Source organism: Paraburkholderia sp. TE9906, assembly GCF_056279605.1.
Genome location: NZ_JBWCCT010000003.1, coordinates 367296 through 393393 on the forward strand (window position 1 = coordinate 367296; position 26098 = coordinate 393393).

General features: G+C 64.7%; 23 protein-coding genes. 15 read left to right on the forward strand and 8 right to left on the reverse strand.

Annotation, left to right across the window (positions count from 1 at the left end; translation table 11 throughout):
* Positions 1-19 precede the first annotated feature (19 nt).
* Positions 20-601: a ComEA family DNA-binding protein gene (locus ACZ9H4_RS09415; RefSeq protein ID WP_476118872.1), complete on the forward strand. Its 582-nt coding sequence runs from the start codon at positions 20-22 to the stop codon at positions 599-601.
* A gap of 78 nt (positions 602-679) precedes the next feature.
* Positions 680-1231 (forward strand): YidB family protein, encoded by a 552-nt coding sequence (locus tag ACZ9H4_RS09420; RefSeq protein ID WP_476118873.1) that lies wholly within the window; start codon positions 680-682, stop codon positions 1229-1231.
* 149 nt (positions 1232-1380) lie between these two features.
* On the opposite strand, the gene clpB is transcribed toward ACZ9H4_RS09420, so the two are convergent.
* Together clpB and ACZ9H4_RS09430 are read right to left on the reverse strand one after the other, a co-directional pair.
* A complete protein-coding gene (clpB, locus tag ACZ9H4_RS09425) occupies positions 1381-3978 on the reverse strand; it encodes an ATP-dependent chaperone ClpB (RefSeq protein ID WP_476118874.1) in 2598 nt (865 codons plus the stop codon).
* Positions 3979-4098: 120 nt separating this feature from the next.
* A complete protein-coding gene (locus tag ACZ9H4_RS09430; RefSeq protein ID WP_408143182.1) occupies positions 4099-4605 on the reverse strand; it encodes an Rrf2 family transcriptional regulator in 507 nt (168 codons plus the stop codon).
* A gap of 303 nt (positions 4606-4908) precedes the next feature.
* Here ACZ9H4_RS09430 and ACZ9H4_RS09435 point away from each other — a divergent pair, with 303 nt between their 5' ends.
* Entirely contained in the window at positions 4909-5448 is a 540-nt protein-coding gene (locus ACZ9H4_RS09435; RefSeq protein ID WP_476118875.1) for a group III truncated hemoglobin, read from the forward strand.
* 110 nt (positions 5449-5558) lie between these two features.
* Here ACZ9H4_RS09435 and moaE read toward each other — a convergent pair whose 3' ends face one another.
* From moaE to ACZ9H4_RS09465, 6 genes are all read right to left on the reverse strand, one after another.
* Positions 5559-6035, reverse strand: coding sequence for a molybdopterin synthase catalytic subunit MoaE (moaE, locus tag ACZ9H4_RS09440; protein ID WP_476118876.1), 477 nt, complete (start codon positions 6033-6035; stop codon positions 5559-5561).
* Positions 6036-6078: 43 nt separating this feature from the next.
* Entirely contained in the window at positions 6079-6336 is a 258-nt protein-coding gene (gene moaD / locus ACZ9H4_RS09445; RefSeq protein WP_408143176.1) for a molybdopterin converting factor subunit 1, read from the reverse strand.
* Positions 6337-6370: 34 nt separating this feature from the next.
* Positions 6371-7609 (reverse strand): molybdopterin molybdotransferase MoeA, encoded by a 1239-nt coding sequence (locus ACZ9H4_RS09450; RefSeq protein ID WP_476118878.1) that lies wholly within the window; start codon positions 7607-7609, stop codon positions 6371-6373.
* A 320-nt stretch (positions 7610-7929) separates the two neighbouring features.
* On the reverse strand, positions 7930-9381 hold the full coding sequence (gene thrC / locus ACZ9H4_RS09455) for a threonine synthase (RefSeq protein WP_408152553.1): 1452 nt from the start codon (positions 9379-9381) through the stop codon (positions 7930-7932).
* A gap of 7 nt (positions 9382-9388) precedes the next feature.
* Positions 9389-10720: a homoserine dehydrogenase gene (locus ACZ9H4_RS09460; RefSeq protein WP_476118879.1), complete on the reverse strand. Its 1332-nt coding sequence runs from the start codon at positions 10718-10720 to the stop codon at positions 9389-9391.
* 91 nt (positions 10721-10811) lie between these two features.
* Positions 10812-12059: a pyridoxal phosphate-dependent aminotransferase gene (locus ACZ9H4_RS09465; protein WP_408152551.1), complete on the reverse strand. Its 1248-nt coding sequence runs from the start codon at positions 12057-12059 to the stop codon at positions 10812-10814.
* A gap of 589 nt (positions 12060-12648) precedes the next feature.
* Here ACZ9H4_RS09465 and ACZ9H4_RS09470 point away from each other — a divergent pair.
* The 12 genes from ACZ9H4_RS09470 (at position 12649) to ACZ9H4_RS09525 (ending at position 26062) form a co-directional block, all read left to right on the forward strand.
* Positions 12649-13023, forward strand: coding sequence for an Mth938-like domain-containing protein (locus ACZ9H4_RS09470; RefSeq protein WP_175158015.1), 375 nt, complete (start codon positions 12649-12651; stop codon positions 13021-13023).
* A gap of 396 nt (positions 13024-13419) precedes the next feature.
* Positions 13420-15141: a glycosyltransferase family 39 protein gene (locus tag ACZ9H4_RS09475; RefSeq protein WP_476118880.1), complete on the forward strand. Its 1722-nt coding sequence runs from the start codon at positions 13420-13422 to the stop codon at positions 15139-15141.
* Between the two features lie 25 nt (positions 15142-15166).
* The gene (locus ACZ9H4_RS09480) at positions 15167-15538 is read left to right on the forward strand and encodes an SMR family transporter (RefSeq protein WP_408143166.1); all 372 of its coding nucleotides are present in this window, start codon (positions 15167-15169) and stop codon (positions 15536-15538) included.
* Positions 15539-15788: 250 nt separating this feature from the next.
* Positions 15789-16940: a DegT/DnrJ/EryC1/StrS family aminotransferase gene (locus ACZ9H4_RS09485; RefSeq protein WP_408143164.1), complete on the forward strand. Its 1152-nt coding sequence runs from the start codon at positions 15789-15791 to the stop codon at positions 16938-16940.
* A 6-nt stretch (positions 16941-16946) separates the two neighbouring features.
* Positions 16947-17990 (forward strand): glycosyltransferase, encoded by a 1044-nt coding sequence (locus tag ACZ9H4_RS09490; RefSeq protein WP_408143162.1) that lies wholly within the window; start codon positions 16947-16949, stop codon positions 17988-17990.
* Positions 17987-18922, forward strand: a complete 936-nt coding sequence (locus ACZ9H4_RS09495; protein ID WP_408143161.1) for a formyltransferase — start codon at positions 17987-17989, stop codon at positions 18920-18922. The genes ACZ9H4_RS09490 and ACZ9H4_RS09495 overlap by 4 nt, the downstream gene beginning before the upstream one ends.
* Entirely contained in the window at positions 18919-19965 is a 1047-nt protein-coding gene (locus ACZ9H4_RS09500; protein ID WP_408143159.1) for a bifunctional UDP-4-keto-pentose/UDP-xylose synthase, read from the forward strand. The genes ACZ9H4_RS09495 and ACZ9H4_RS09500 overlap by 4 nt, the downstream gene beginning before the upstream one ends.
* Before the next feature lie 12 nt (positions 19966-19977).
* Complete coding sequence (locus ACZ9H4_RS09505) at positions 19978-20871, forward strand: polysaccharide deacetylase family protein (RefSeq protein WP_408143156.1); 894 nt, start codon at positions 19978-19980, stop codon at positions 20869-20871.
* 163 nt (positions 20872-21034) lie between these two features.
* Positions 21035-21496, forward strand: coding sequence for a peroxiredoxin (locus ACZ9H4_RS09510; RefSeq protein WP_121318430.1), 462 nt, complete (start codon positions 21035-21037; stop codon positions 21494-21496).
* A gap of 347 nt (positions 21497-21843) precedes the next feature.
* The gene (locus ACZ9H4_RS09515; protein WP_408325959.1) at positions 21844-23697 is read left to right on the forward strand and encodes a PhoH family protein; all 1854 of its coding nucleotides are present in this window, start codon (positions 21844-21846) and stop codon (positions 23695-23697) included.
* Positions 23698-23900: 203 nt separating this feature from the next.
* Positions 23901-25136 carry a C40 family peptidase gene (locus ACZ9H4_RS09520; protein WP_476118883.1) on the forward strand — a complete coding sequence of 412 codons (1236 nt, stop codon included), beginning with the start codon at positions 23901-23903 and terminating at the stop codon, positions 25134-25136.
* A gap of 119 nt (positions 25137-25255) precedes the next feature.
* Positions 25256-26062 carry an SDR family oxidoreductase gene (locus ACZ9H4_RS09525; protein ID WP_408143245.1) on the forward strand — a complete coding sequence of 269 codons (807 nt, stop codon included), beginning with the start codon at positions 25256-25258 and terminating at the stop codon, positions 26060-26062.
* Positions 26063-26098 lie beyond the last annotated feature (36 nt).

Sequence of the window (26098 nt, forward strand, 5' to 3'; positions counted from 1 at the left end):
CCTCAATGGAGTGCTTGCCATGCTGAAGAAGCTTTTAATGCTTTGCGTTGCTGTGGCTTTGTCGCTGTCGGCCGGATTTGCGGCGGCCGTCGAAGTGAATTCCGCCGATCAGGCGGCGCTCGAATCGGTCAAGGGCATCGGCCCCGTTCACGCCAAGGCGATCATCGACGAACGCACCAAAAACGGCCCGTTCAAGGACGCCGACGATCTCGCCACCCGCGTCAAGGGCATCGGCGCCAAGTCCGTCACCAACCTCGAAGCGGCCGGCCTGACGATCAACGGCTCGGGCGCGCCCCCGACCGGCGCCAAGCCTGCGACGAAGTCGACCAGCAGCACGAAGGCGGCACCGGCAGCAGCGCCCGCGGCGACCACCCCGGCTCCGGCCACGACCGCAGCCCCGGCTCCCGCGGAAGCGTCGGGCGCGAAAGCATCGAAGTCGAAGAAGAAGAGCAAGGCCGCGGCATCCGAAGCAGCAGCGGCTTCCGCACCGGCCGCCGCACCTGCGGCCACCGCGCCGGCCGACGCGTCCGGCACCAAGGCATCGAAGAAGAAGGCAAAGAAGAGCAAGGCCGCCTCGGCCGCGGCGGCCTCTGGCGCGTAACGCAACGATGCGCAAAGTGGTGGCGACGGCATCGCGAGGCCTCCCGGGTGCGCGCATGATCTGCATGATCTCCATGGCATGCGCGCACCGAAACCGTCCCGCTGCCGACCGTCCGCCTTTTCCACCGCGCCGCGCAACCGCGCGGCGTTTTCACCCGCTGACCCGTCACGCACGTGTCGGCATTCAAGAGAGACCGTCATGAGCCTACTCGACACTATCGGTTCCCTGCTTGGCAAATCGCCCGAAGGCGGCGGTGGCCAGCAAGCGCTGATCACAGCCGCACTCGAATTCGTCAATAACCAGCCGGGCGGCCTGAATGGGCTGATCGACCGCTTCAAGGAAAAGGGCCTCGGCGACGTGGTTTCGTCATGGGTCAGCAATGGCGAGAATCAGCCGATCGCACCCGATGCGCTGCATAGCGTACTCGGCCCGGAAACCGTGACTAACCTCGCGGCGAAAGCCGGCGTGGAACCGGACCAGGTCACGGGCCTGCTGTCGCAGATTCTGCCGCATGTCGTCAACGCAGCGACCCCCGAAGGCGAAGTGCCGGCCGAGGGCAAGCTCAATGCCACCACCGTGCTCGGCGCGCTCGGCGGGCTGTCGGCGCTGTTTGGCAACAAGAACGCATAAAAGCACGCCTCAGCAAGCGGGCGGCCTCGCCTGAGCGGCTGGCTAGTCGATCAGACAAAAAAAAGCGGCAACGAAGTCACCTTCGTTGCCGCTTTTGCAGATGGGCGGTGCGAAGCGGCTCGACCACCGCCGCACCCGCGCCTCACTGGTCAATGCACGACGCGTTCGAACACCAGCTTGCCGTCTTCCACTTCGACCGGAATCACATCCTTCGGACCGAACTTGCCGGCCAGAATCAGCTTGGCGACCGGGTTCTCGATCTCCTGCTGGATCGCGCGCTTCAACGGCCGCGCGCCGAACAGCGGATCGTAGCCGACCTTGCCGACGTGTTCGAGCGCCTCGTCGGACACCACGAGTTGCATGTCGAGCTTGGCAAGCCGTTCATGCAGACGCTGGAGCTGGATACGCGCGATCGACTGAATGTTCGAGCGGTCGAGCGCGTGGAACACCACGACGTCGTCGATCCGGTTCAGGAACTCGGGCCGGAAGTGCAGTTTCACCTCTTCCCACACCGCATCCTTGACCGCTTCCTGCGGCTCGCCGACCATCGCCTGGATCACCTGCGAACCAAGGTTCGAAGTCATCACGATCACCGTGTTCTTGAAGTCCACGGTACGGCCCTGACCATCGGTCATGCGGCCGTCGTCGAGCACTTGCAGCAGCACGTTGAACACATCCGGATGCGCCTTCTCGATTTCGTCGAGCAGGATCACGCTATACGGCTTGCGGCGCACGGCTTCGGTCAGATAACCGCCTTCCTCGTAACCGACATAACCGGGCGGCGCACCGATCAAGCGCGCGACGCTGTGCTTCTCCATGAATTCGCTCATGTCGATACGGATCAGATGATCTTCCGAATCGAACAGGAACGAAGCCAGCGCCTTGCACAGTTCGGTCTTGCCCACACCGGTCGGCCCGAGGAACAGGAACGAACCATACGGACGGTTCGGGTCTGACAGACCCGCGCGCGAGCGGCGGATCGCATCGGCCACCGCAGTGATCGCTTCGTCCTGACCGACCACGCGGTCGTGCAGTTTCTCCTCGATCTGCAGCAGCTTTTCGCGCTCGCCCTGCATCATGCGCGAGACCGGAATGCCCGTAGAACGCGACACGACTTCCGCGATTTCTTCCGCCCCGACCTGCGTGCGCAACAGCCGCCGACGCTGCGGGCTGTTCTGCTCTTCCGCCTCGGCCCGCGTCACTTCCTTCAGTTGCGCTTCGAGTCCCGGCAGCTTGCCGTACTGCAACTCGGCGACTTTTTCGAGCTTGCCCTCACGCTGCAGGCGCGTGATTTCCGCACGCGTTTTCTCGATCTCTTCCTTCAATTGCGCACTGCCCTGTACCGCGGCTTTTTCGGCAGTCCAGATTTCGTCGAGATCCGAGTATTCGCGATTCAAACGCTCGATTTCTTCCTCGATCAATTGCAGACGCTTTTGCGACGCTTCGTCCTTCTCCTTCTTCACGGCTTCGCGTTCGATCTTCAACTGGATCAAACGACGGTCGAGCCGGTCCATCTCTTCCGGCTTCGAGTCGATTTCCATCTTGATCTTCGACGCGGCTTCGTCGATCAGATCGATCGCCTTGTCCGGCAGGAAACGATCCGTGATGTAGCGATGCGACAGTTCCGCGGCCGCGACGATCGCCGGGTCGGTGATGTCGACGCCGTGATGCAGTTCGTACTTTTCCTGCAAACCGCGCAGAATCGCGATGGTCGCCTCCACCGACGGCTCGTCGACGAGCACCTTCTGGAAGCGGCGTTCGAGCGCGGCATCCTTCTCGATGTACTTGCGGTATTCATCCAGTGTGGTGGCGCCGACGCAATGCAGTTCGCCGCGCGAAAGCGCCGGCTTGAGCATGTTGCCCGCGTCCATCGCGCCTTCGGCCTTGCCCGCGCCGACCATCGTGTGAATTTCGTCGATGAAGACGATGGTCTGGCCTTCGTCTTTCGCGATGTCGCTGAGCACGGCTTTAAGCCGCTCTTCGAACTCGCCGCGATACTTCGCGCCGGCCAGCAACGCGGCCATGTCGAGCGACAGCACGCGCTTGCCCTTGAGCGTCTCCGGCACTTCGCCGTTGACGATGCGCTGCGCGAGCCCTTCGACGATCGCGGTCTTACCCACGCCCGGTTCGCCGATCAGCACCGGATTGTTCTTGGTGCGACGTTGCAGGATCTGAATCGAGCGACGGATTTCGTCGTCACGGCCGATCACCGGGTCGAGCTTGCCGGCCCGCGCACGCTCGGTCAGGTCGACCGTGTACTTCTTCAGCGCTTCGCGCTGGCTTTCGGCGTCCTGGCTATGCACCTGCGAGCCGCCGCGCACCGCCGCGATCGCGCTTTCCAGCGACTTGCGCGACAAGCCATGCTGACGCGCGAGGCGCCCTGCTTCGCCTTTGTCGTCCGCGACCGCGAGCAGAAACATCTCGCTCGCGATGAACGTGTCGTTGAGCTTTTGCGCTTCCTTGTCCGCCTGATTCAACAAGCCGGTCAGTTCGCGGCCGATCTGCACGTTGCCGTCGGTGCCATGCACCTGCGGCAGCCGCGTCATTGCGTCGCCGAGTGCCGTTTGCAGCGCCTGCACGTGCACGCCGGCACGCGAGAGCAGCGAGCGCGCCGAACCATCCTGCTGGGCGACGAGCGCCGACAACAGATGAACCGGCTCGATGTATTGATTGTCGTGACCGACGGCCAGACTCTGCGCATCCGCGAGCGCTTCCTGGAATTTAGTGGTGAGTTTGTCGACTCTCATCAAGAGACCTCCAATTTCGATTACCACCAAAATGAGGCGTTTTATTCAGGATTCAAGCGCTTTTTTGCGTCCAACGGCAACTATTTAACATTTGAACGAAACAACTGTCTGCGCCCCGTTTCAGGTCGCCGACGCGCCGCCGTCGGCCGGCGCGACCGGCACGACCGGCATGATCGGGATCGCACCGTTCATGCCGAGCAGCGCGGCCAGTGCACCTCGCGGCTGCGTGACCTCGCCGATCGTATGCCGGTCGAGCTCGGCAAGAAAGGCATCGCGCGCCGCCTGGAGCGCCGCGCGCAGACGGCATTGCGGCGAGATCACGCACGGACGGTGTTCGCCACGCTGGTCGGGCAAGCAGGCGACCAGCGCGAAGTCGCTTTCCGTCGCGCGCACCACCTCGCCTACGGTCAATTCGCGGGTGTGCTCGACAAACCGCAGACCGCCGTTGCGCCCGCGTACGGTTTCGACCCAGCCGCGTTCCGCGAGTTGCTGCACAACCTTCATCAGATGGTTCCGGGATATTCCGTAGGCTTGCGAAATGTCCTGAATCGTCGACAACGCGTCCCCTTGGACCGCGAGGTACAGCAGGACGCGTAGTGAGTAATCCGTATAATCCGTCAGTCTCATAGGGCAGGTATCACGATGGACGCAAGCCGCGATCGTGGAGATAACCGCGTCGATGCAAGGGTTGCCGGTGGCCGCCGCTTCACCCTAAGATGCAGACAATAGGCATGTTTGGTAATTTTTCCTCGACAGGCGGCGCTAATGTACCGGTAGCAATGGTAACGTTTCCCGCCTCGGTCATTTGTAAGAAAAGCAGGGTATTCGCCGTCCTCTTCCTTTCTTCGCAAACGGTTTCACTTCGCGCCCGGTCGCCTGTCGCGCCGAGTGACGCGCCGCCATTCGAAGCCGCCTTTTTCTGGAATCAGCATGAACCCGTCTTTCCCCGCCGCGCCGGTGGTCGAGCGCGCCGCCGAGCCGACCGAAGCGAACATCCGCGAACTCGTTTATGGCTTTTACGACCGCGTGCGCGCCGATCCGCTGCTCGGCCCCGTGTTCGACGCCACGCTGGCGGGCCGTTGGGACGATCATCTGCCGAAGATGTGCACGTTCTGGGGCAGTCTCGTGCTGGGTGCGAAGCAGTACCGCGGCAACGTGCAGCAAGCGCATCAGCCGCTCGACGGGGTCGAACCGCAGCACTTCAACCGCTGGCTGTATCTGTTTCTGGACACCGTGGAGTCCCGCTATCAGCCAGCTGCGGCAGTGCGCTTCATGGAGCCGGCGCTGCGTATCGCGCAGAGCCTGCAGTTGAGCCGCTTCGGTTGGGATTACAAGATTCCGGCGGAGCAGCAGGCGCTGCTCGAACGCGTGGCGCCGAAGCGGCGGCCGCATGATGACGACGCCCATGCCGCACGTCCGGCGGGCGAGCCGTTTCCGACGCGGATCATCGGGCAGCCGCGCGACGAGTGAATGACAAGGTTCGGGGCGTCGTGGGTGGTCGGGGCGCCCGGTGCACATTGAGCACCTGCTGGCACCGCCGCCCGTCCAGTCCAGCCGTGCCCCGGCGCGCGACTACGCGACTACTCCCGCGCTTGATTCGCCGAGTCGCTGTCCCACCGCGCGAGCGCGGCGTCGTCGGTGACGCGGGCGTCTACCCAGCGCTCGCCGCTCCCGGTCTTCTCTTTCTTCCAGAACGGCGCCTGGGTCTTCAGATAATCCATCACGAATTCACACGACGCGAACGCGTCGCCGCGATGCGCGGCCGTCGTCGCCACCAGCACGATCTGGTCGAGCGGATAGAGCTTGCCGACCCGGTGCACGATCAGCACCTCGATGCCCGGCCAGCGCTCGCGCGCACTCACGACGATCGCCTCCAGCGACTTCTCCGTCATGCCGGGGTAATGCTCGAGCTCCATGGTCTCGACCGCGCTCCCGTCGTTCAGATCACGTACGGTGCCGACGAAACAGGCAACCGCGCCGATCTTCGGATTGCGCGCGCGCAACGCGGCCACCTCGGTGCTGAGGTCGAAGTCTTCGGTCTGAACGCGAACGGGCATCGGCGGCTCCTGGGGGGGTGTGGGCAGGCGAGCGGCGGCGCGCCTAGCCGCCGGTGACGGGCGGGAAGAACGCGACTTCGCAGCCGTCGGTGACGCGGGTGCCGGCGCCCGTCATCACGTGGTTGCAGGCCATGCGCAGCGCGCGGCCTTCGGCGAGCGTCTCGGCCCAGATGCCGCCGCGCACGCGCAGCCAGGCGCGCACGTCGCCGACGGTCGCGATGCCGTCGGGCAGCTCGACGGTTTCGTCGGCCAGGTTGAGCGCTTCGCGCACGCTCGCAAAATAGCGGAGTTCAATTTTCATCGGAATGTTACCGGTCTGCGATGCATGGCCGGCCTCAGTTCAGCAATTCGGAAAAGGGAATGAAGCGCACGGTCTCGCCGGCGCTGATCGCGTGATTCGGCGGATTGTCGATCAGGCCGTCGCCCCACACCGTCGAAGTCAGCACGGCCGAGCTCTGATTCGGAAACAGATCGAGGCCGCCGGTTTCGTTGACCCGCGCGCGCAGGAATTCGTTGCGGCGGTCGGCCTTGCTCTGCGTGAAGTCCGCGCGCAGCGACAGCGCACGCGGCGCGACGCTCCGGGCACCGGCAAGGCTCAGCACGAACGGACGCACGAACAGCAGGAAGGTCGCGAAGCTGGACACCGGGTTGCCCGGCAGGCCAATGAAGAAGGTTTCGGCCGATGCCGATGCCCCCGCACTCTCGCGCGATGCGGCACGGCGCACCGCGCCGAATGCGAGCGGCTTACCCGGCTTCATCGCGATCTGCCACATCGAAAGACGTCCTTCCGCCTCGACAGCCGGCTTCACGTGATCCTCCTCGCCGACCGACACGCCGCCGCACGTCAGGATCAGATCGTGAGCCTGGGCAGCCTCGCACAGCGTCGCGCGGGTCGCGTCGAGCTTGTCGGCGACGATGCCGTAATCGGTTATCTCGCAGCCGAGCTTTTCCAGCAGACCACGCAGCGTGAAGCGATTCGAGTTGTAGATCGCACCGGGCTCGAGCGGCTCGCCCGGCATGGTCAGCTCATCGCCGGTGAAAAACACGGCGACCTTGACGCGCCGGCGCACCGCCAGCTCCGCGCAGCCGACCGACGCCGCCAGCCCGAGCGCCTGCGGCGAGAGCCGTGTGCCGGCCGGCAGGATGACCGAGCCGCTGCGGATGTCCGCGCCCTGCGCCGTGATCCATTCGCCGGGTTGCGGGGCGTGGAGAATCGTGACTTGATCGCCGGCGGCTTCGGTTTGCTCCTGCATCACGACCGCGTCCGCGCCGGGCGGCACCGTCGCGCCGGTGAAGATGCGCGCCGCGGTGCCGGGCTGCAACGGCGTGGGCGCGTGTCCTGCGGGAATGCGTTGCGACACCGGCAGGCGGCTCGCGCCCTCGCCGGCAAGGTCCGCGATACGGATCGCGTAGCCGTCCATCGCGCTGGTGTTCATCGGCGGGACGTCGAGCGGCGACGTGACGTCGGCCGACAGCACGCGGTTCAGCGCCTCGAGCGTGGGAATGGATTCAGTGCCGTCGATCGGGCGCGCGGCGCCAAGCAGGGTCGCCAACGCTTCGGCAGTGGCGAGCATGGGAGCGCGGGGCGTTGGTGTGGACATTCAGGTGTCGAAGCCGCAGATTAAAAGAACATTGTAGCGGTCGATGCGATCGGCCTGGGCGGCCGGGTGTGAGGTGGGGGTTCGGCCTGGTGTGATGCGGGGCTGTGCGGTGCGGCGTGTGCCGTGAGCTTCGCGGCACGCGGCGCCGCGAACTGCACGGCAAGTACTGTCGTATGACGGGCCAGTCGACGCTTCCCGACGCGCGTCGCCATGAATCCAGCCGCCTTTGGCCCGGCCACACCACCTGTGCCGCGCGAGCCGCATGGACTCACGCAGCACGACAACCACCCAGGTTACTCGCCCGTGTTCGCCACGACGAAGTCCTTCACGCGCTGCGCATCAGCCGGCAGCACTTCGAAGCGCTGCGGCAACGATTCCAGCCCCGAGAACGCAGCCGGCCGCTCCGGTTCGCGTAACAGCGCCTCACGGATCGTTTCGCCGAACTTGATCGGTTGCGCGGTCTCCAGCACGATCATCGGAATGCCCGGTTGCAGATGCTCGCGCGCCACCTTCAGACCATCGGCCGTGTGCGTGTCGATCATCGTGTCGTAACGCTCGAACACGTCACGGATCGTCTCCACGCGAGTATCGTGGCTGCTGCGGCCCGACACGAAACCGAACTCCTTCACGCGCACGAAATCACCGCTCGCCGCGAGGTCGAAACCGCCCTTCTCCTCGACGTCGCGGAACAGTTGCAGCACGCGAGCCGGATCGCGGCCCAGCAGATCGAACACGAAGCGCTCGAAGTTCGACGCCTTCGAAATGTCCATGCTCGGGCTGCTCGTGTGATACGTCTCCGCCGCCTTGCGCACGCGGTAGATACCGGTGCGGAAGAACTCGTCGAGCACGTCGTTTTCGTTGGTCGCGACCACCAGCTTCTCGATCGGCAGCCCCATCATCCGCGCGATGTGACCCGCGCAGACGTTGCCGAAATTGCCCGACGGCACCGTGAACGACACGCGCTCGTCGTTCGACTTCGTCGCCGCGAAGTAGCCCTTGAAGTAATACACGACCTGCGCGACGACACGCGCCCAGTTGATCGAATTGACCGTGCCGATCTTGTACTTCGCCTTGAACTCGTGATCGTTCGACACCGCCTTGACGATGTCCTGCGCGTCGTCGAACACGCCTTCAACGGCGATGTTGAAGATGTTCGGGTCCTGCAGGCTGTACATCTGCGCGGTCTGGAACGCGCTCATCTTCCTGTGCGGCGACAGCATGAACACGCGAATGCCCTTCTTGCCGCGCATCGCGTATTCGGCGGCGCTGCCGGTGTCGCCCGAGGTCGCGCCGAGAATGTTCAGCGTCTCGCCATGTTTGGCCAGCGCGTACTCGAACAGGTTGCCGATCAGCTGCATCGCCATGTCCTTGAACGCGAGCGTCGGACCGTTCGACAGTTCCAGCAGCGACAGCGGCGCGCCGTTCTCGACGCCCAGCGTTTTCAGCGGCGTGATCTGCGCGGCGCTTTCGTCGTCGCGCACGTTGCAGTACGTCGCGGCCGTATAGGTCTTGCGCGTGAGTGCGCGCAGATCTTCGGCGGGAATGTCGTCGCTGAACTTCGACAGGATCTCGAACGCAAGGTCCGCGTAAGGCAGCGTGCGCCAGCGCGTCAGTTCGTCGGCGCTGACGCGCGGATATTCGGCCGGCAGGTACAGGCCGCCGTCTTTCGCGAGACCGCCCAGCAGGATGTCCGAAAAGGTGTGGCGCTCGCCGGCTCCGGCGCCGCGCGTGGAGAGGTAGTTCATAGTGGGCCTAGTTCAGCGCTTCCATGCGCAGCTTCGTGACTTGCGAGACGACGGTCTTCAGCGCTTCGATCGTTTTGATCGCGGCGTTGACGTGCTTTTCGACCGTTTCGTGCGTGATCAGGATGATGTCGGTTTCGCCCTTGCCGTTCGCGTCGACCTGCTCCGATTCCTTCTGCAGCAGCGCATCGATCGAAATGCCGGTGTCGGCCAGAATGCGCGTGATGTCCGCCAGCACGCCGGTCACGTCCGCCACCCGCAGACGCAGGTAGTAGCCGCTCGTCACTTCGTCGATCGGCAGAATCGGCGTGTTCGACAGGCTGTCCGGCTGGAACGCCAGATGCGGCACGCGATGCTCCGGGTCAGCCGTATGCAGGCGCGTCACGTCGACCAGATCGGCCACCACGGCCGAGGCCGTCGGCTCCGCGCCCGCGCCCTTGCCGTAGTACAACGTGGTGCCGACCGCGTCGCCATGCACCACGACCGCGTTCATCGCGCCTTCCACGTTCGCCAGCAGGCGCTTTTCCGGAATCAGCGTGGGGTGCACGCGCAGCTCGATGCCCTTGTCGGTGCGGCGCGCGATGCCGAGCAGCTTGATGCGGTAGCCGAGTTCCTCGGCGTACTTGATGTCGATCGCGGCAAGCTTGCTGATGCCTTCGACGTACGCCTTGTCGAACTGCACCGGCACGCCGAACGCGATCGCGCTCATGATCGTCGCCTTGTGCGCGGCGTCCACGCCTTCGATGTCGAAGGTCGGATCGGCTTCGGCATAGCCCAGTTCCTGCGCGGCCTTCAGTGCGGTCGCGAAGTCGAGCCCGCGGTCGCGCATTTCCGAGAGGATGTAGTTCGTGGTGCCGTTGATGATGCCCGCGATGTACTGGATGCGGTTGGCCGTCAGCCCTTCGCGCAGCGCCTTGATGATCGGAATGCCGCCCGCCACCGCCGCCTCGAACGACACCATCACGCCATTGGCGCGCGCCGCTTCGAAAATCTCGGTGCCGTGCACCGCGAGCAGCGCCTTGTTGGCGGTGACCACGTGCTTGCCATTCTTGATCGCGCGCAGTACGAGCTCGCGCGCCACGTCGGTGCCGCCGATCATTTCGGCCACGATATCGATCGACGGATCGTCGACCACCGCGTTGAAGTCATCGGTCAGCGCCACGGTGCCCGCTTGTGTGCCGAGCGCCGCCGTCGCCTTCGCGGGATTGCGCACGGCGATGCGCGCAATCTCGATGCCGCGGCCCGCGCGGCGTTTGATTTCTTCCTGATTGCGACGCAGTACCGTGAAGGTGCCGCTGCCTACCGTGCCGAAGCCCAGCAGTCCAACTTTGATCGGTTCCATGCAGCGTGTGTTTTCGAGTAGGTGATTAAAAAGAGACGAGTGCCGGTGGCGGGCGCAGCAGTGCTTGCCGCGCCGTGCGCCACATTGTGCGCTAGGCCGTGTGACGTTTGCGGTAGCCGTCGAGGAAACGCGCGATCCGGTTGATCGAATCCGCGAGGTCGTCCACGTTCGGCAGGAACACGACGCGGAAGTGATCCGGCGACTTCCAGTTGAAACCGGTGCCCTGCACGAGCAGCACGCGCTCTTCGAGCAGCAGATCGAGGATGAACTGCTGGTCGTCCTTGATCGGGTACACCTTCGGATCGAGGCGCGGGAACATGTACAGCGCCGCTTCGGGCTTCACGCAGCTCACGCCGGGGATGGCCGTCAGCATGTCATACGCGAGTTCGCGCTGCTTGTACAGGCGCCCGCTCGGCACGATCAGGTCGTTGATGCTCTGATAGCCGCCGAGCGCGGTCTGGATCGCGTACTGGCCGGGCACGTTCGGGCACAGCCGCATCGACGCGAGGATGCCGAGACCTTCGAAATAATCGCGGCCGTTGCGGCGGTTCTCGCCGGTCAGGCCCGAGATGAACATCCAGCCGGCGCGGTAGCCGCACGAGCGGTAGCTCTTCGACAGACTGTTGAACGTGACCGTGAGCACGTCTTCGGAGAGCGCGGCCATCGACGTGTGCGTCTTGCCGTCGTAGACGATCTTGTCGTAGACCTCGTCGGCGAAGATCACGAGGCCGTGCTGGCGCGCGATTTCGATGAGGCCGAGCAGCAGTTCGTCCGAGTACAGCGCGCCGGTCGGGTTGTTCGGGTTGATGACGACGAGCGCGCGCGTGTTCGGCGTGATTTTCGCGCGGATGTCATCGAGGTCGGGCATCCAGCTGTTCGACTCGTCGCAGATGTAGTGCACCGGCGTGCCGCCCGCGAGGCTCACGCCCGCCGTCCACAGCGGGTAGTCGGGCGCGGGCAGCAGCACTTCGTCGCCGTCGTTCAGCAGGCCCTGCAGCGCCATCACGATCAGCTCGGACGCGCCGTTGCCGATGTAGATGTCGTCCAGCTCGACGCCGTGCACGCCCTTTTGCTGCGTGTAATGCATGATCGCCTTGCGCGCGGCGAACACACCCTTGGAGTCCGAGTAGCCGGACGAGCCCGGCAGGTTCAGGATCATGTCCTGAATGATTTCGTCGGGCGCCTCGAAGCCGAACGGCGCGAGATTGCCGATGTTCAGCTTGATGATGCGGTGGCCCTCTTCTTCGAGCCGCTTCGCGTGTTCGAGGACGGGCCCGCGAATGTCATAGCAGACATTCAACAACTTGTTGGATTTGAGAATCGGTTTCACGGCGGGCACTTCATCCTGGTTGATAGCTTGGGCGGACAGACACGGGCTAAAAAACGCCAGGCCGGGCAAGTTCGCCGTACGGGGTTCGGAACGCGCAGGGCCGGCGAAGGCTGCCAAACGCGGATTGGGCCGCTTTGTCGAGCCGCCGCTGCTCACCCCAGCCGGCGCGATTTCCTGAGCACGCCTGCGTGCCGCTTTTCGGCCTTCGACTGCAGTTTCACCCACGCCCGCTGGTCGCGCCTGCGGCAGATTGCGCCAGCAGAGCCACGAAACGGACAAAAATCGGGCAAAACAGCCAAAAAACGGATAAAAATCCGGTGACAGCGGACAAAACCAGGGCAGGTAGCCGGTGGGTCGCGCCGGTGAACTCAGTGCCGCTTATGGCGGCATATGAGCGAGGGGCGCCGCAAAGCGGCTAAAAAGTTATAATTTAGCGGATTTTGGCCGACTTCCGCAATGCACCAACCGCAACGGCAAGCCTTTTCGGCCCCTTCTTCTTTTTGGCCCCTTGTGTCCAATCGCGTCGAACCGCCTTGCTGGCTCCGGCCCACAGGCCGCCAACACGCATGATGTCTCACGACGACTTCGGAAAACCAATTTGAAATTACATCAGGATTCCAGCGGCGCCCTCAACACCGTCACCGGCTACGGCGCCGACTATGTCGAAATCAATGCGGTCCGCCATTCGGGCAGCCTCCTCGTGCTGCCGGAGGCGCCGGTCATCCCCTGGCCCGTCTCGTCTTTCGACCAGCTGAGCGCCGAGCACTTTGCGATGCTGATCGACGCCGCGCCCGAAGTAGTCATATTCGGCAGCGGCGAGCGGCTGCGCTTTCCGCACCCGCGCCTGACGGCCGCGCTCACCGCGAAGCGCATCGGCGTCGAAACGATGGACTTCAAGGCCGCCTGCCGCACCTACAACATTCTGATGGCCGAGGGCCGCAAGGTCGCCGCCGCGTTGCTGATCGAGGCGTAGCGCGCTGCGATCACGCGCCGGTACGGTCGCGGTCTGGCCGCAGTGCCATCCCGTCGGGCTTCGCAAGGGCGGCACGCTGCCCGCTGCCGTCCCGCGAAAGCACGCTCACGGCGCCGCGCCGCCCTCGCGCCCTCGCCGCATCACGGCCGATAACGTACACTGCGCGCCATCGGTGTGGAGCCGGCAAATCGCGCCTGGTCATGCGCAGCGTCGTAGCGCCGCGCACACGGCAGCCGACGCCCGAGCGCCCACCGCCGAAGCCGACTGCGGCCGGCGTGTCGCCGCAGCTCCGCGCGCGCAGTACTCCGCGAATGGCCGCTCCGCGAACGACCGGTCGCCATTTCCAGACAACATCGCTTCGCCGCCCACGCGGCGTCGCCATAAAGGTTGAAACTCATGAACGATACGCCGTCGAGGCTACCGCTCAACCGCACCACGATCCTGCTGCTGGTGCTGGCTCTAGCCGTGATCTGGTTTGTGCCGCTCGGCTGGCGCCATCTGCTGCCTAGCGACGAAGGCCGCTATGCCGAAATGGCGCGCGAGATGTTCGTCACCGGCGACTGGATCACGCCACGCTACAACGCCTACAAGTACTTCGAGAAGCCGCCGCTGCAAACCTGGGCGAACGCGCTCACGTTCGCGTGGTTCGGCATCGGCGAGTGGCAGGCGCGTCTGTACACCGCGCTGACGGGCTTCGCCGGCGTGCTGCTGATCGGCTTCACCGGCGCGCGTGTGTTCAACACGGCAACCGGCGTTTTCGCCGCGATCGTGCTGGCGTGCTCGCCGTACTGGAACCTGATGGGCCACTTCAACACGCTCGACATGGGCCTGTCGTTCTGGATGGCGCTGACGCTCTGTGCGCTGATGCTCGCGCAACGCCCCAACCTGCCGGGCTCGTGCGTGCGCGGCTGGATGTGGGTGTGCTGGGGGTCGATGGCGCTGGCGGTGCTATCCAAGGGGCTCGTCGGCGTGATCCTGCCGGGCGCCGTGCTGGTGCTCTACACGCTGATCGCGCGCGACTGGGCGCTGTGGAAACGCCTGCATCTGATCGGCGGCCTGATCGTGTTCTTCGTGATCGTCACGCCGTGGTTCGTGCTGGTGCAGCAACGCAATCCGGAATTCCTGAACTTCTTCTTCATCGTCCAGCAGTTCAAGCGCTACCTGACGCCCGAGCAGAACCGCCCCGGCGCGTTCTACTACTTCGTGCCGGTGCTGCTGGTGGGATTTCTGCCGTGGCTGTCGGTGACGCTGCAAAGCGTGCGCCACGCGTGGCGCCAGCCGCGCCAGCCGAACGGCTTCGCGCCGGTCACGCTGATGCTCGTGTGGATCGCCTTCATTTTCCTGTTCTTCAGCGCGTCGCATTCGAAGCTGCTCTCCTACACGCTGCCGATCGCCCCGCCGATCGCGCTCCTGATCGGCATGTATCTGCCGCTCGTCACGCGCGATCAATTGCGCCGGCATCTGGCGGGCTATGCGCTGTTTCTCGTCGTCGCCGCGTTTGCCGCGCTGTTCATGACGCGTCTGGGCAGCGCGCGCAACCCGGCCGAGCTGTACGCCGAGTACCGCGGCTGGGTGCTGGGCGCGCTCGGCGTCGCGTTCGCGCTGACGCTCGGCGCGCTGTGGCTGAACCGCCGCAGCCGGGCCGGCAGCCTCGGTGCGATCGCCTGCTTCGGCGCGGCGTGGCTGCTGCTCGGGACGATCGCCGGCACCGGTCACGACGTGTTCGGCCGCCTCAGCTCAGGCGCGCCGCTCGCCCCCGCGATCAAGGCCGAACTCGCGAAGCTGCCTGCGGATACGCCGTTCTACTCGGTCGGCGTGCTCGACCACACGCTGCCGTTCTATATCGACCACACGATGATCATGGTCGAGCATCCCGACGAACTGGCGTTCGGCGTGTCCGTCGAACCGCAGAAGTGGGTGCCGTCCATCGACGCGTGGATCCAACGCTGGAAGGCCGAGCGCTACGCGCTCGCGCTGATCCCGCCGCCGACCTACGCGCGCCTGCTCAAGGAAGGCCTGCCGATGCAGGTGATCGCGCGCGATTCGCGCCGCGTGGTGGTGATGAAGCCGCTCGCGGCCGCCGACGCGCCGGCGGCCGTGGAAAAACCACAACAATGACCCCATCTCAACATCCACTCGTTCGATGAACCCGATTTCCCTCTTTTGCATCCTCGCCGGCGTGACGTTGAACGCCGCCGCGCAGTTGCTGCTCAAAGCCGGCACGAATGCCGTTGGACACTTCGAATTCACCCGTGCGAACATCCTGCCCATCGGCTGGCGGCTCGCAACCCAGCCGCCGCTCATCGCCGGGCTCGCGTGCTATGTCGTGAGCCTGGTAGTCTGGGTGGTGGGGCTGTCACGAGTGGACGTGTCGATCGCCTATCCGATGCTGTCGCTCGGCTATGTCGTCAACGCGTTCGCGGCGTGGTATCTGTTCGGCGAAGTGTTGTCGGTGCAGAAGCTGGTCGGGATCGGCATCATCCTGATCGGCGTAATCATCGTCGCGCGCAGCTAGACGCGAACACCGCGGCTGCGTGCTGGCGGAAACGTTTTTATTACCGTTTATCGTCCGCGCCGGGCCGGCGCGGGCCGGCCGGGAGCAAGATGCCGTAAGCGCAGCCTGTGGACGGACTAAGCATGACCTAAGGTTGATCGCAGTATCCTTTGCGGTTGCGCATTTTTCGCCGCCACCTTGGGTTTGCGCGTAGTTTGTGGTTTACTTCGCGCCCTTCGGGTAGCGCCCTTTTCAATCGAGCGAAGCATTCATGAGCCAGTCAACAGTCCCGTTTTTGCCGTTTGTCAAACCTGAAATCGATGAAGAAACGATTCAGGGCGTCGCCGACGTGCTGCGCTCCGGCTGGATCACCACCGGTCCGCAGAACCAGAAGTTCGAGGCGGCGCTCTCCGAGTTCTGCGGCGGCCGTCCGGTGCGCACGTTCAACTCCGGCACGGCGACGCTGGAGATCGGGCTGCGCATTGCCGGCGTGGGCGCGGGCGACGAAGTCATCACGACGCCCGCCTCGTGGGTCTCGACCAGCAACGTGATCCTCGAAACCGGCGCCACGCCGGTGTTCGTCGACATCGATCCGGTGACGCGCAACATCGACCTCGATCTGCTCGAAAAGGCCATCACGCCGCGCACCAAGGCGCTGCTGCCGGTGTTTCTGTCCGGCCTGCCGGTCGACATGGACCGCCTCTACGCGATCGCCCGCGCGCACAAGCTGCGCGTAATCGAAGACGCCGCGCAGGCCTTCGGCTCGACGTGGAACGGCGAGCGCATCGGCAAGCTCGGCGACATCGTGTCGTTCAGCTTCCACGCGAACAAGAATCTGACCTCGATCGAAGGCGGCGCGCTGGTGCTGAACAACGAGGAAGAAGCCGTGCTGGCCCAGAAATACCGCCTGCAAGGCATCACCCGCACGGGCTTCGACGGCATGGACTGCGACGTGCTCGGCGGCAAATACAATCTGACGGACGTCGCCGCGCGCGTCGGCCTCGGCCAGCTGCCGCATCTCGCGCGCTTTCTCGAACAGCGCAAAAAACTCGTGCGCGCGTATTTCGCGGGCTTCGAAGGCGGCGCGGCGGCGAAACTGGGCGTCGGCCTGCCGTTTGCCGACTTCGAGAACAGCAACTGGCACATGTTCCAGATCACGCTGCCGCTGGAAAAACTCTCGCTGGACCGCGCCGGCTTCATGGCGCAACTGAAGGAACGCGGCATCGGGTCGGGCGTGCATTACCCGGCGATCCATCTGTTCACGCTGTATCGCGCGCTCGGCTTCAAGGAAGGCATGTTCCCGCATGCGGAGCGCTTCGGCGCGAGCACCGTCACGCTGCCGCTCTTCACGTTGATGAACGAAAACGACGTGGAGCGCGTCTGCCGCGCGGTCAATGAAATTTGCGAACAATACGGAAAATAAGCGGAAATGATTTATTCGGAACATCGCGCCGCCGCACCGGAAGTGTCGATCATCATCCCGGTGTACAACGAGGAAGCCGGGCTGGCCGCGCTGTTCGCGCGCCTCTACCCGGCGCTCGACGCGCTCGGCACCGGTTACGAAGTGATCTTCATCAATGACGGCAGCCGCGACAAATCCGCCGCCCTGCTCGCCGAGCAGTTCCGCGCGCGGCCCGACACGACCCGCGTGATCCTGCTGAACGGCAATTACGGCCAGCACATGGCGATTCTCGCGGGCTTCGAGCAATCGCGCGGCGAAATCGTCATCACGCTCGACGCCGACCTACAGAATCCGCCGGAGGAAATCGGCAAGCTGGTGTCGAAGATGCGCGAAGGCTTCGACTACGTCGGCACGATCCGTCTGCAACGCCAGGACAGCCTGTGGCGCCGCAAGGCGTCGCGCGCGATGAACCGGCTGCGCGAGCGCATCACCCGCATCAAGATGACCGACCAGGGCTGCATGCTGCGCGCGTACAGCCGGCACATCATCGACACGATCAATCGCTGCGGCGAAATCAACACGTTCATTCCGGCACTCGCGTACACGTTCGCGCAGAATCCGGTCGAAATCGAAGTCGCTCACGAAGAGCGTTTTGCCGGCGAATCGAAATACTCGCTGTACTCGCTGATCCGCCTGAATTTCGATCTCGTCACCGGCTTCTCGGTGGTGCCGCTGCAATGGCTGTCGTTCATCGGCGTGATCCTGTCGCTCGGGTCCGCCGCGCTGTTCGTGCTGCTGCTGATTCGCCGCTTCATCATCGGCGCGGAAGTGCAAGGTGTGTTCACGCTGTTCGCTATCACCTTCTTCCTGCTCGGCGTGATCATCTTCGCGCTCGGCCTGCTCGGCGAGTACATCGGCCGGATCTATCAGCAGGTGCGCGCGCGGCCGCGCTATCTGGTGCAAACCATCCTTGAGGAGCGCGACGGCGCGGCCGTCGCCGAAGTACCGCGCCAGGCCGTCGTGCAGGCGGTGCAAGCCGCGCCGCTGACCGATCAGGGGCCGACGCCATGAAGCCGCGCGCCGTCGTATTCGCGTATCACAACGTCGGCGTGCGCTGCCTGCAGGTGCTGCTCGCGCGCGGCGTCGACGTGGCGCTGGTCGTCACCCACGAAGACAACCCGAGCGAAAACATCTGGTTCGGCAGCGTGGCCTCGGTCGCGGCCGAGCACGGCATTGCGGTCCTCACGCCGGCCGATCCGAAGAGCGCGGAGTTGCGCGCCGCGGTGAGCGCCGCGCGCCCGGACTTCATCTTTTCGTTCTACTACCGCCACATGTTGCCGGTCGACCTGCTCGCGCTCGCCGCACGGGGCGCTTACAACATGCACGGCTCGCTGCTGCCGAAATACCGCGGCCGCGTGCCGACCAATTGGGCGGTGATCCACGGCGAAACCGAAACCGGCGCGACGCTGCACGAAATGGCGGCCAAGCCCGACGCGGGCGCGATCATCGCGCAGACGCCTGTGCCGATCCTGCCCGACGACACCGCCGCGCAAGTGTTCGACAAGGTCACGGTCGCCGCCGAGCAAACCCTGTGGCGCGTGCTGCCGGCACTGCTGGCAGGCGAAGCGCCGCATCTGCCGAACGATCTCGCGCACGGCAGCTACTACGGCGGACGCAAGCCGGAAGACGGCCGGCTCGACTGGAGCCAGCCCGCGCAGCAGGTCTACAACCTGATTCGCGCGGTCGCGCCGCCCTATCCCGGCGCGTTCACCGATCTGGACGGCCACCGCTTTATCGTCGCCCGCGCACGGCTGGCCGCGCCCGGCGCGCTCCGTCCGGATTTGCCGCCGGGCCTGCACGTAAGCGATAATGCCGTTTTTGCGATCTGCGGCGACGGCCGCTCGATCATCATCCACGAATTGCGGCACCAGCACGACGGCGGCGAAACTGTCGTCAGTCCGGCGGAATTCGCCCAGCTCATCCAAACTCCCCGACCTTCATGAAAAAAGTCCTGATTCTGGGTGTGAACGGCTTCATCGGCCATCACCTGTCCAAACGCATTCTCGAAACGACCGATTGGGAAGTCTTCGGGATGGACATGCAGACCGAACGTCTGGGCGACCTCATCAATCATGAGCGGATGCACTTCTTCGAAGGCGACATCACGATCAACAAGGAGTGGGTCGAGTATCACGTCAAGAAGTGCGATGTGATCCTGCCGCTGGTCGCGATCGCGACGCCCGCCACCTACGTGAAGCAGCCGCTGCGCGTGTTCGAACTGGACTTCGAGGCGAACCTGCCGATCGTGCGTTCGGCCGTCAAGTACGGCAAGCACCTCGTGTTTCCGTCGACCTCCGAGGTCTACGGCATGTGCACGGACGAGCAGTTCGATCCGGAAGAATCGCAACTGTCGTACGGCCCGATCAACAAGCCGCGCTGGATCTATGCGTGCTCGAAGCAGTTGATGGACCGCGTGATCTGGGGCTACGGCATGGAAGGCCTGAACTTCACGCTGTTCCGTCCGTTCAACTGGATCGGCCCGGGCCTCGACTCGATCTACACGCCGAAGGAAGGCAGCTCGCGCGTGGTCACGCAGTTCCTCGGCCACATCGTGCGCGGCGAGAACATCAGCCTCGTCGACGGCGGTGCGCAAAAACGCGCGTTCACCGATATCGACGACGGCATCGGCGCGCTGATGAAGATCATCGAGAACAAGGACGGCGTCGCCACCGGCAAGATCTACAACATCGGCAACCCGACCAACAATTTCTCGGTGCGGGAACTCGCGCACAAGATGCTGACGCTCGCCGCCGAATTCCCCGAATACGCGGACACGGCCAAGCAGGTGCAGCTGATCGAAACGTCGTCGGGCGCGTACTACGGCGCAGGCTATCAGGACGTGCAGAACCGCGTGCCGAAAATCGAGAACACGATGCAGGAACTCGGCTGGGCGCCGAAGTCGACTTTCGACGAAGCGCTGCGCAAGATTTTCGAAGCGTATCGCGGCCATGTCGGCGAAGCCCGCGCGCTCGTCGAACAGCAATAAGGGCGGATCGCCTTGGCTCGTATCGTCCTGAAGATCGACGTCGACACGCTGCGCGGCACCCGCGAAGGCGTGCCGAATCTCGCGCGCATCTTTGATCGTTTCAAGGCGCGCGCCACCTTCCTCTTCAGCCTCGGCCCCGACCACACCGGTTGGGCGATGCGCCGTGTGCTGCGGCCGGGCTTTCTGAAGAAGGTGTCGCGCACCTCGGTGGTCGAGCACTACGGCGTCAAGCAATTGATGTACGGCGTGCTGCTGCCCGGTCCGGACATTGGCGCCAAGGCAGCCGCCGAGATGCGCGCGATCCACGAAGCCGGTTTCGAATGCGGCATCCACACGTGGGATCACGTGTACTGGCAGGACAACGTGCGCTCGAAAGACCGCGCGTGGACCAGCGCGCAGATGCAGAAAAGCCATGACCGTTTCGTCGAGGTGTTCGGCGGCCCGCCGGCCACGCACGGCGCGGCGGGCTGGCAGATGAACGGCCATGCGTTCGAGCAGATCGACGCGTGGGGCATGCAGTACGCGTCCGACGGGCGCGGCCACTCGCCGTATCTGCCGGTGGTCGGCGGCAGGACGCTCAGCCACGTACAGATGCCCACAACGCTGCCCACGCTCGATGAAGTGCTCGGCGTGGACGGGGTCGACGAGCACAACGTCGCGCAATGGATGCTGAAGCACACGGCCAACAATCCGCACGACCAGGTGTTCACGTTGCACGCGGAACTCGAAGGACAAAAGCTGGCGCCGATTTTCGAACAGTTGCTGCAAGGGTGGCGCGCGCAAGGCCATACCTTCGCGACGATGGGTGATTACTACGCCACGCTAGACCGCAGCACGCTGCCATCGTACCCTGTTACGTGGGGCGAAATTCCAGGGCGTTCCGGCGAGCTGATCGTCCAGCCCTGAGCGACCGATCGGCGGCCGACCCTGACCGCCGGCCGCCGCGCGAGACGGAACCACAACCGGAACCACCACCGCGCGCGCAGGCGCCGACCTCCCCATAAGCCTCGATGCCAGGCCGACGCCGCAGCAGCAAAACGGCGCCGGCCATAACAAACCGGAGAACCTCGTGTCCATCGCAGTCGACCAACCCATCCCCGACTTCACCGCCCCCGCTACCGGTGGTGAGATCACGCTGTCCAAGCTGCGGGGCAAGAAGGTGGTGCTGTATTTTTACCCGAAGGACAACACGCCGGGCTGCACGACCGAAGGTCTGCAATTCCGCGATCTGTATCCGAAGTTCAGGAAGGCCGGCGCGGAAATCATCGGCGTGTCGCGCGACAGCCTGCGCTCGCATGACAATTTCAAGGCCAAGCTCGAACTGCCCTTCCCGCTGATCTCCGATCCGGAAGAAAACCTGTGCGCCCTCTTCAATGTCATCAAAATGAAGAAAATGTATGGCAAAGAAGTACGGGGAATCGAGCGCTCCACGTTCCTCATCGACGCCGAAGGGGTGCTGCGCGAGGAGTGGCGCGGCGTGAAAGTGCCCGGCCATGTCGACGATATTCTGGTGGCTGTACAAGCGCTTTGAGGCGCGTTATATTGGGTTGCAATGAGTGCCTGTCCACCCCACATTTTCCTGCGCTGCACCCGACTTGACGGCCCTTCCACCCGGACCGTCGGAGTCGTGAGCCGCAACGCGAGCACCGTAGGCGAGCCGCTTGCCCCGTACGCCGGGGCGGCGGCTTTTTTAATTGCGCGCAACCGTTCGTTCACTCGGCCGCGCGCTTGCATCAAGGAGCCGATCGAAGACCAGGCGAACCGGCATCTCTAGACCGAATGCGCGCCTCCGGGCGCAAACTGCGTGCGCATCCACTGGCACCGGCAGAATGCGACAGGCGGCGCACGATATGTGACCCGATTAATTCGAGGGAAACCATGCCTTTGCCTACTCCCCCCAGCAAGCTCGGCAATCTCCTGCCGCCTGACGAATACAAGGCCAAAGCCGCCACGCCGGCGCGCTCCGCCGCGAAGAAACAGGCTGGCGCCGGGGAAGCCGCAGAGCCGGCCGATTACGGCCGCGCGAACGTCGCCGCACCGATGGCGCAGGCGGCCAACGCCGCAACCACACTGCGGCCTGTGCCCGCAGCATCCGCGTCGCCTGCCACGGCCGAAACCGCCGCGCCGGCACGCAGCCGCAAATCGAAGCAGACCGCCGCGCTGCTGCAGCCGGTGCCGGCCCCCCGTCCGCAAGCCGAACCGGTTACGCCCGCGGCTCATCCGCAGCCGGTGGTCGCGCGCGCGCCGAGCGCGAAACAGCCCGCGGCCGATACGCCGGCCGCCGCGCCCAGCACCCGTGGCACCAGCAAGAAACGCGGCGTGGGCGCCGAACCGCTCGAAGTCCAGAAACTCTTCGTGCTCGACACCAATGTGCTGATGCACGATCCGAGCTGTCTGTTCCGTTTCGAGGAACACGACGTCTATCTGCCGATGATGACGTTGGAAGAACTCGACAATCACAAGAAGGGCATGTCGGAAGTCGCGCGCAACGCCCGCCAGGTGAGCCGCACGCTGGACGCGCTGGTAGCGAACGCCGGCAACATGTCCGACGGCATTTCGCTCGCCCGTCTGGGCAGCCGCGAGGCGTCCGGGCGCCTGTACTTCCAGACCAAGCTCACCGCGATCGAGCCGGTCGAAGGTCTGCCGGAAGGCAAGGCCGACAACCAGATTCTCGGCGTGGTGCGCGCGCTGCAGCGCGATCGCGCGGATCGCCAGGTCGTACTGGTGTCGAAAGACATCAACATGCGCATCAAGGCGCACGCGCTCGGGCTGCCGGCCGAAGACTACTTCAACGACCAGGTGCTCGAAGACAGCGATCTGCTGTACTCGGGCATCCGCGCGCTGCCGCAGGATTTCTGGACGAAGCACGCGAAGGGCATGGAAAGCTGGCAGGACACCAAGACAGGCACCACGTATTACCGGGTGACGGGTCCGCTGTGCGCGTCGATGCTGGTCAACGAGTTCGTCTATCTGGAGCCGCAAAACGGCGAGCCGGCGTTCCATGCGCTGGTGCGCGAGCTGAACGGCAAGACGGCGCTGCTGCAAACGCTGCGTGACTACGGCCACCACAAGAACAACGTGTGGGGCATCACGGCGCGCAATCGCGAGCAGAATTTCGCGTTGAACCTGCTGATGAATCCGGAAATCGACTTCGTCACGCTGCTCGGCCAGGCCGGTACCGGCAAGACGCTGGTCGCGCTCGCGGCCGGCCTCGCGCAGGTGCTCGACGACAAGCGCTACAACGAGATCATCGTGACGCGCGCGACGGTGCCGGTCGGCGAAGACATCGGCTTCCTGCCGGGCACGGAAGAGGAAAAGATGCAGCCGTGGATGGGCGCATTCGACGACAACCTCGAAGTCCTGCAGAAAACCGACGACGCCGCCGGCGAATGGGGCCGCGCCGCGACGCAGGAGCTGATCCGCTCGCGTCTGAAGGTCAAGAGCATGAACTTCATGCGCGGCCGTACGTTCGTGGACAAGTATCTGATCATCGACGAAGCGCAGAACCTGACGCCTAAGCAGATGAAGACGCTGGTCACGCGCGCGGGTCCGGGCACGAAGATCATCTGTCTGGGCAATATCGCGCAGATCGATACGCCTTACCTGACTGAAGGCAGTTCGGGGCTCACGTATGTGGTCGACCGCTTCAAGGGCTGGGCGCACAGCGGGCACGTGACGCTGGCGCGCGGCGAGCGCTCCCGTCTGGCCGATTACGCGTCGGAAATCCTCTAGATTTCAGTCAGTTAGCTTTACCTCGAAGCCGCGTCCGGAACCTTCCTGACGCGGCTTTTTTACTTCCTCGTGCTGAACGGGCAACACTTAGCGCACGATCTTCAAGTAATTTATCAACAATTCTTGCCCGCGCCATGTGCGGCGGGCTACCATCCGGACATCGTCCGTCAGTCAACGAGCGTTTAACGCTCGCCTCGCTTCCCATGCGCCGTCTCGCCTTTTCGCTGCTGACCCTCCTGCTGCTCGCCGCCTGTGCCGGCGCGCCGCAGAAGACATCGCGCGGGTCCGGCGGCTCGGTCGTGGTGACGAACGGCGCGTATCATGCGCCGCCGCCCGGTTTTCCCCATTTCGTCGATCACAGCATCGGCCGCGAAGAAATCTCGATTCAGGCGATGAGTCTGGTGGGCGTGCCCTACCGCTGGGGCGGCAATACGCCGGATAGCGGCTTCGATTGCAGCGGGCTGGTTCGCTATGTGGTCCTGCGCGCCGCGTCGGTGAATCTGCCGCGCACCACGGCGGACATGAGTGGACGTGGCGAATCGATCGAACCCGACGAGATCGCGCCGGGAGATCTGATCTTCTTCAACACGACCGGCCGCGCCCATTCGCATGTCGGCATTTACGTGGGCAAGCTGCGCTTCGTCAATGCGCCATCGACTGGCGGCACGGTGCGGCTCGACTATCTGACCAATCCTTATTGGGCGAAGCGCTTCGACGGCATTCGCCGGGTGGCCGCCCCGGCTGCGACACCCACGCCGTTCGACACGCCGAGTTATCAGGCTGCGGCGCCGCAGCCGGAGAGCGGCGCGCCGGTGACGCAGGTCGCGCCGGCGTATGCGGGCTCGGCTGCGGGCTCGACTGCGGCGCCGGGCGCAGGCGCGGGAGCCGCGGTTGCGCGATCGGGCTATGTTGCCGCGTCGCCGGCGTTGCAATCAGGGGGACAACCGCAGCAAGCGGCCCGCGTTGCGGCCATGCCGCGCGCCCCGTCGGCAGAGGCGGCTCAGCCGGCCGGGACAATCACCACGGCCGGAGCTGCGGCCGCAGCGCAAGCTGACCCGTTCGAGCCACCGCCGCCGGGCATGAGCGCGGCGCAGATTCAGGCGCGCGCGGCGGGCGCCGTGGCGCCGGCAACGATTCCGGCTACCCAGGCAAGCGCGTATGAGGCTCCCGCCGGCTCACCGGTTCAAACGGCGCCGGGCGCGCAGACGATCCCGCAAACCACGGCTACTCGCGCACCGGACGCCATCGACGCCGCCGCCGATGCGTTCGAGCCCCCGCCACCCGCTTCGGTGGCCACGCGCCAGGCCCGGCAGGCACAGCAAGCCGATGCGAATGGCAGCGTGCAGATCATGCGAGCGTCCACATCCTCGCGTGGCGTACCCGCCCCCACCCAGACAAACGACGATCCGATCGCCCGCTTCGCCAACGGCAACTTCTGACTCGTAACCGTCGCTGCACCATCGAAGCCATCCCCCGCGGTATCGCAGCGCCGGGGGGACACAGCAACGCCGCCGATCTGCTATCGTCATCGATATTCTTCCGACAGCGGGTGGTGACGATGGATCTCGGGCTTAAAGACAAGGTGGTGCTGATCACGGGCGGCAGCAAGGGAATCGGCTTCGCCTGCGCCCGAGCCTTCGCTCAGGAGGGCGCCAAAGTCGCGATCGTGTCACGCGACCCCGCCAACCTCGCGCGCGCGTACGAGCAATTGAAGCAGGAAGGCTTGCACGTACATCGGACTCGCGCTGATCTGCACGAACCGCACGGCGCCGCCGATATCGTCGAGGAAGTCAGCTCCGCAGTGGGCCCGATCGACGTGCTGATCAACAGCGCTGGCGCGGCGCGCCGCTATGACCCGGAAACGCTCGATGCCGACGCGTTCAGGGCGACGATGGAAGCCAAGTATTTCCCCTACATCTATCCGCAACAGGAAGTTCTGCGCCGCATGGCGGAGCGCGCGAAAACCGGCGGCGGCGCGGAACCGGGCACGATCGTCAACATCATCGGCATGGGCGGCAAGATCGCGAGCGACATCCATATTGCCGGCGGCGCCGCGAATGCCGCGCTGATGCTCGCCACCGTCGGCCTCGCCCACTACTACGCGCGCTACGGCATCCGCATCAACGCGATCAACCCGGGGGCGACGCTGACCGAGCGCGTCGAGGAAGCGGTCAAACTGGAAGCGGCGCAACAAGGCATCGAGAACGCGGACGCGCTGGCGCGCGGACAGGCCAAGGTGCCGCTCGGACGCTATGCGAAACCGGAGGAGATTGCCGACGTCGCGCTGTTTCTGGCGAGCCGCCGCGCGAGCTATGTAACGGGCGCGATTGTCCCGATGGATGGGGGCAGCGCGCCGCTCATCTGAGCGACGCGCGGCTAAGACTGGCTGCGTGCGTGAAAA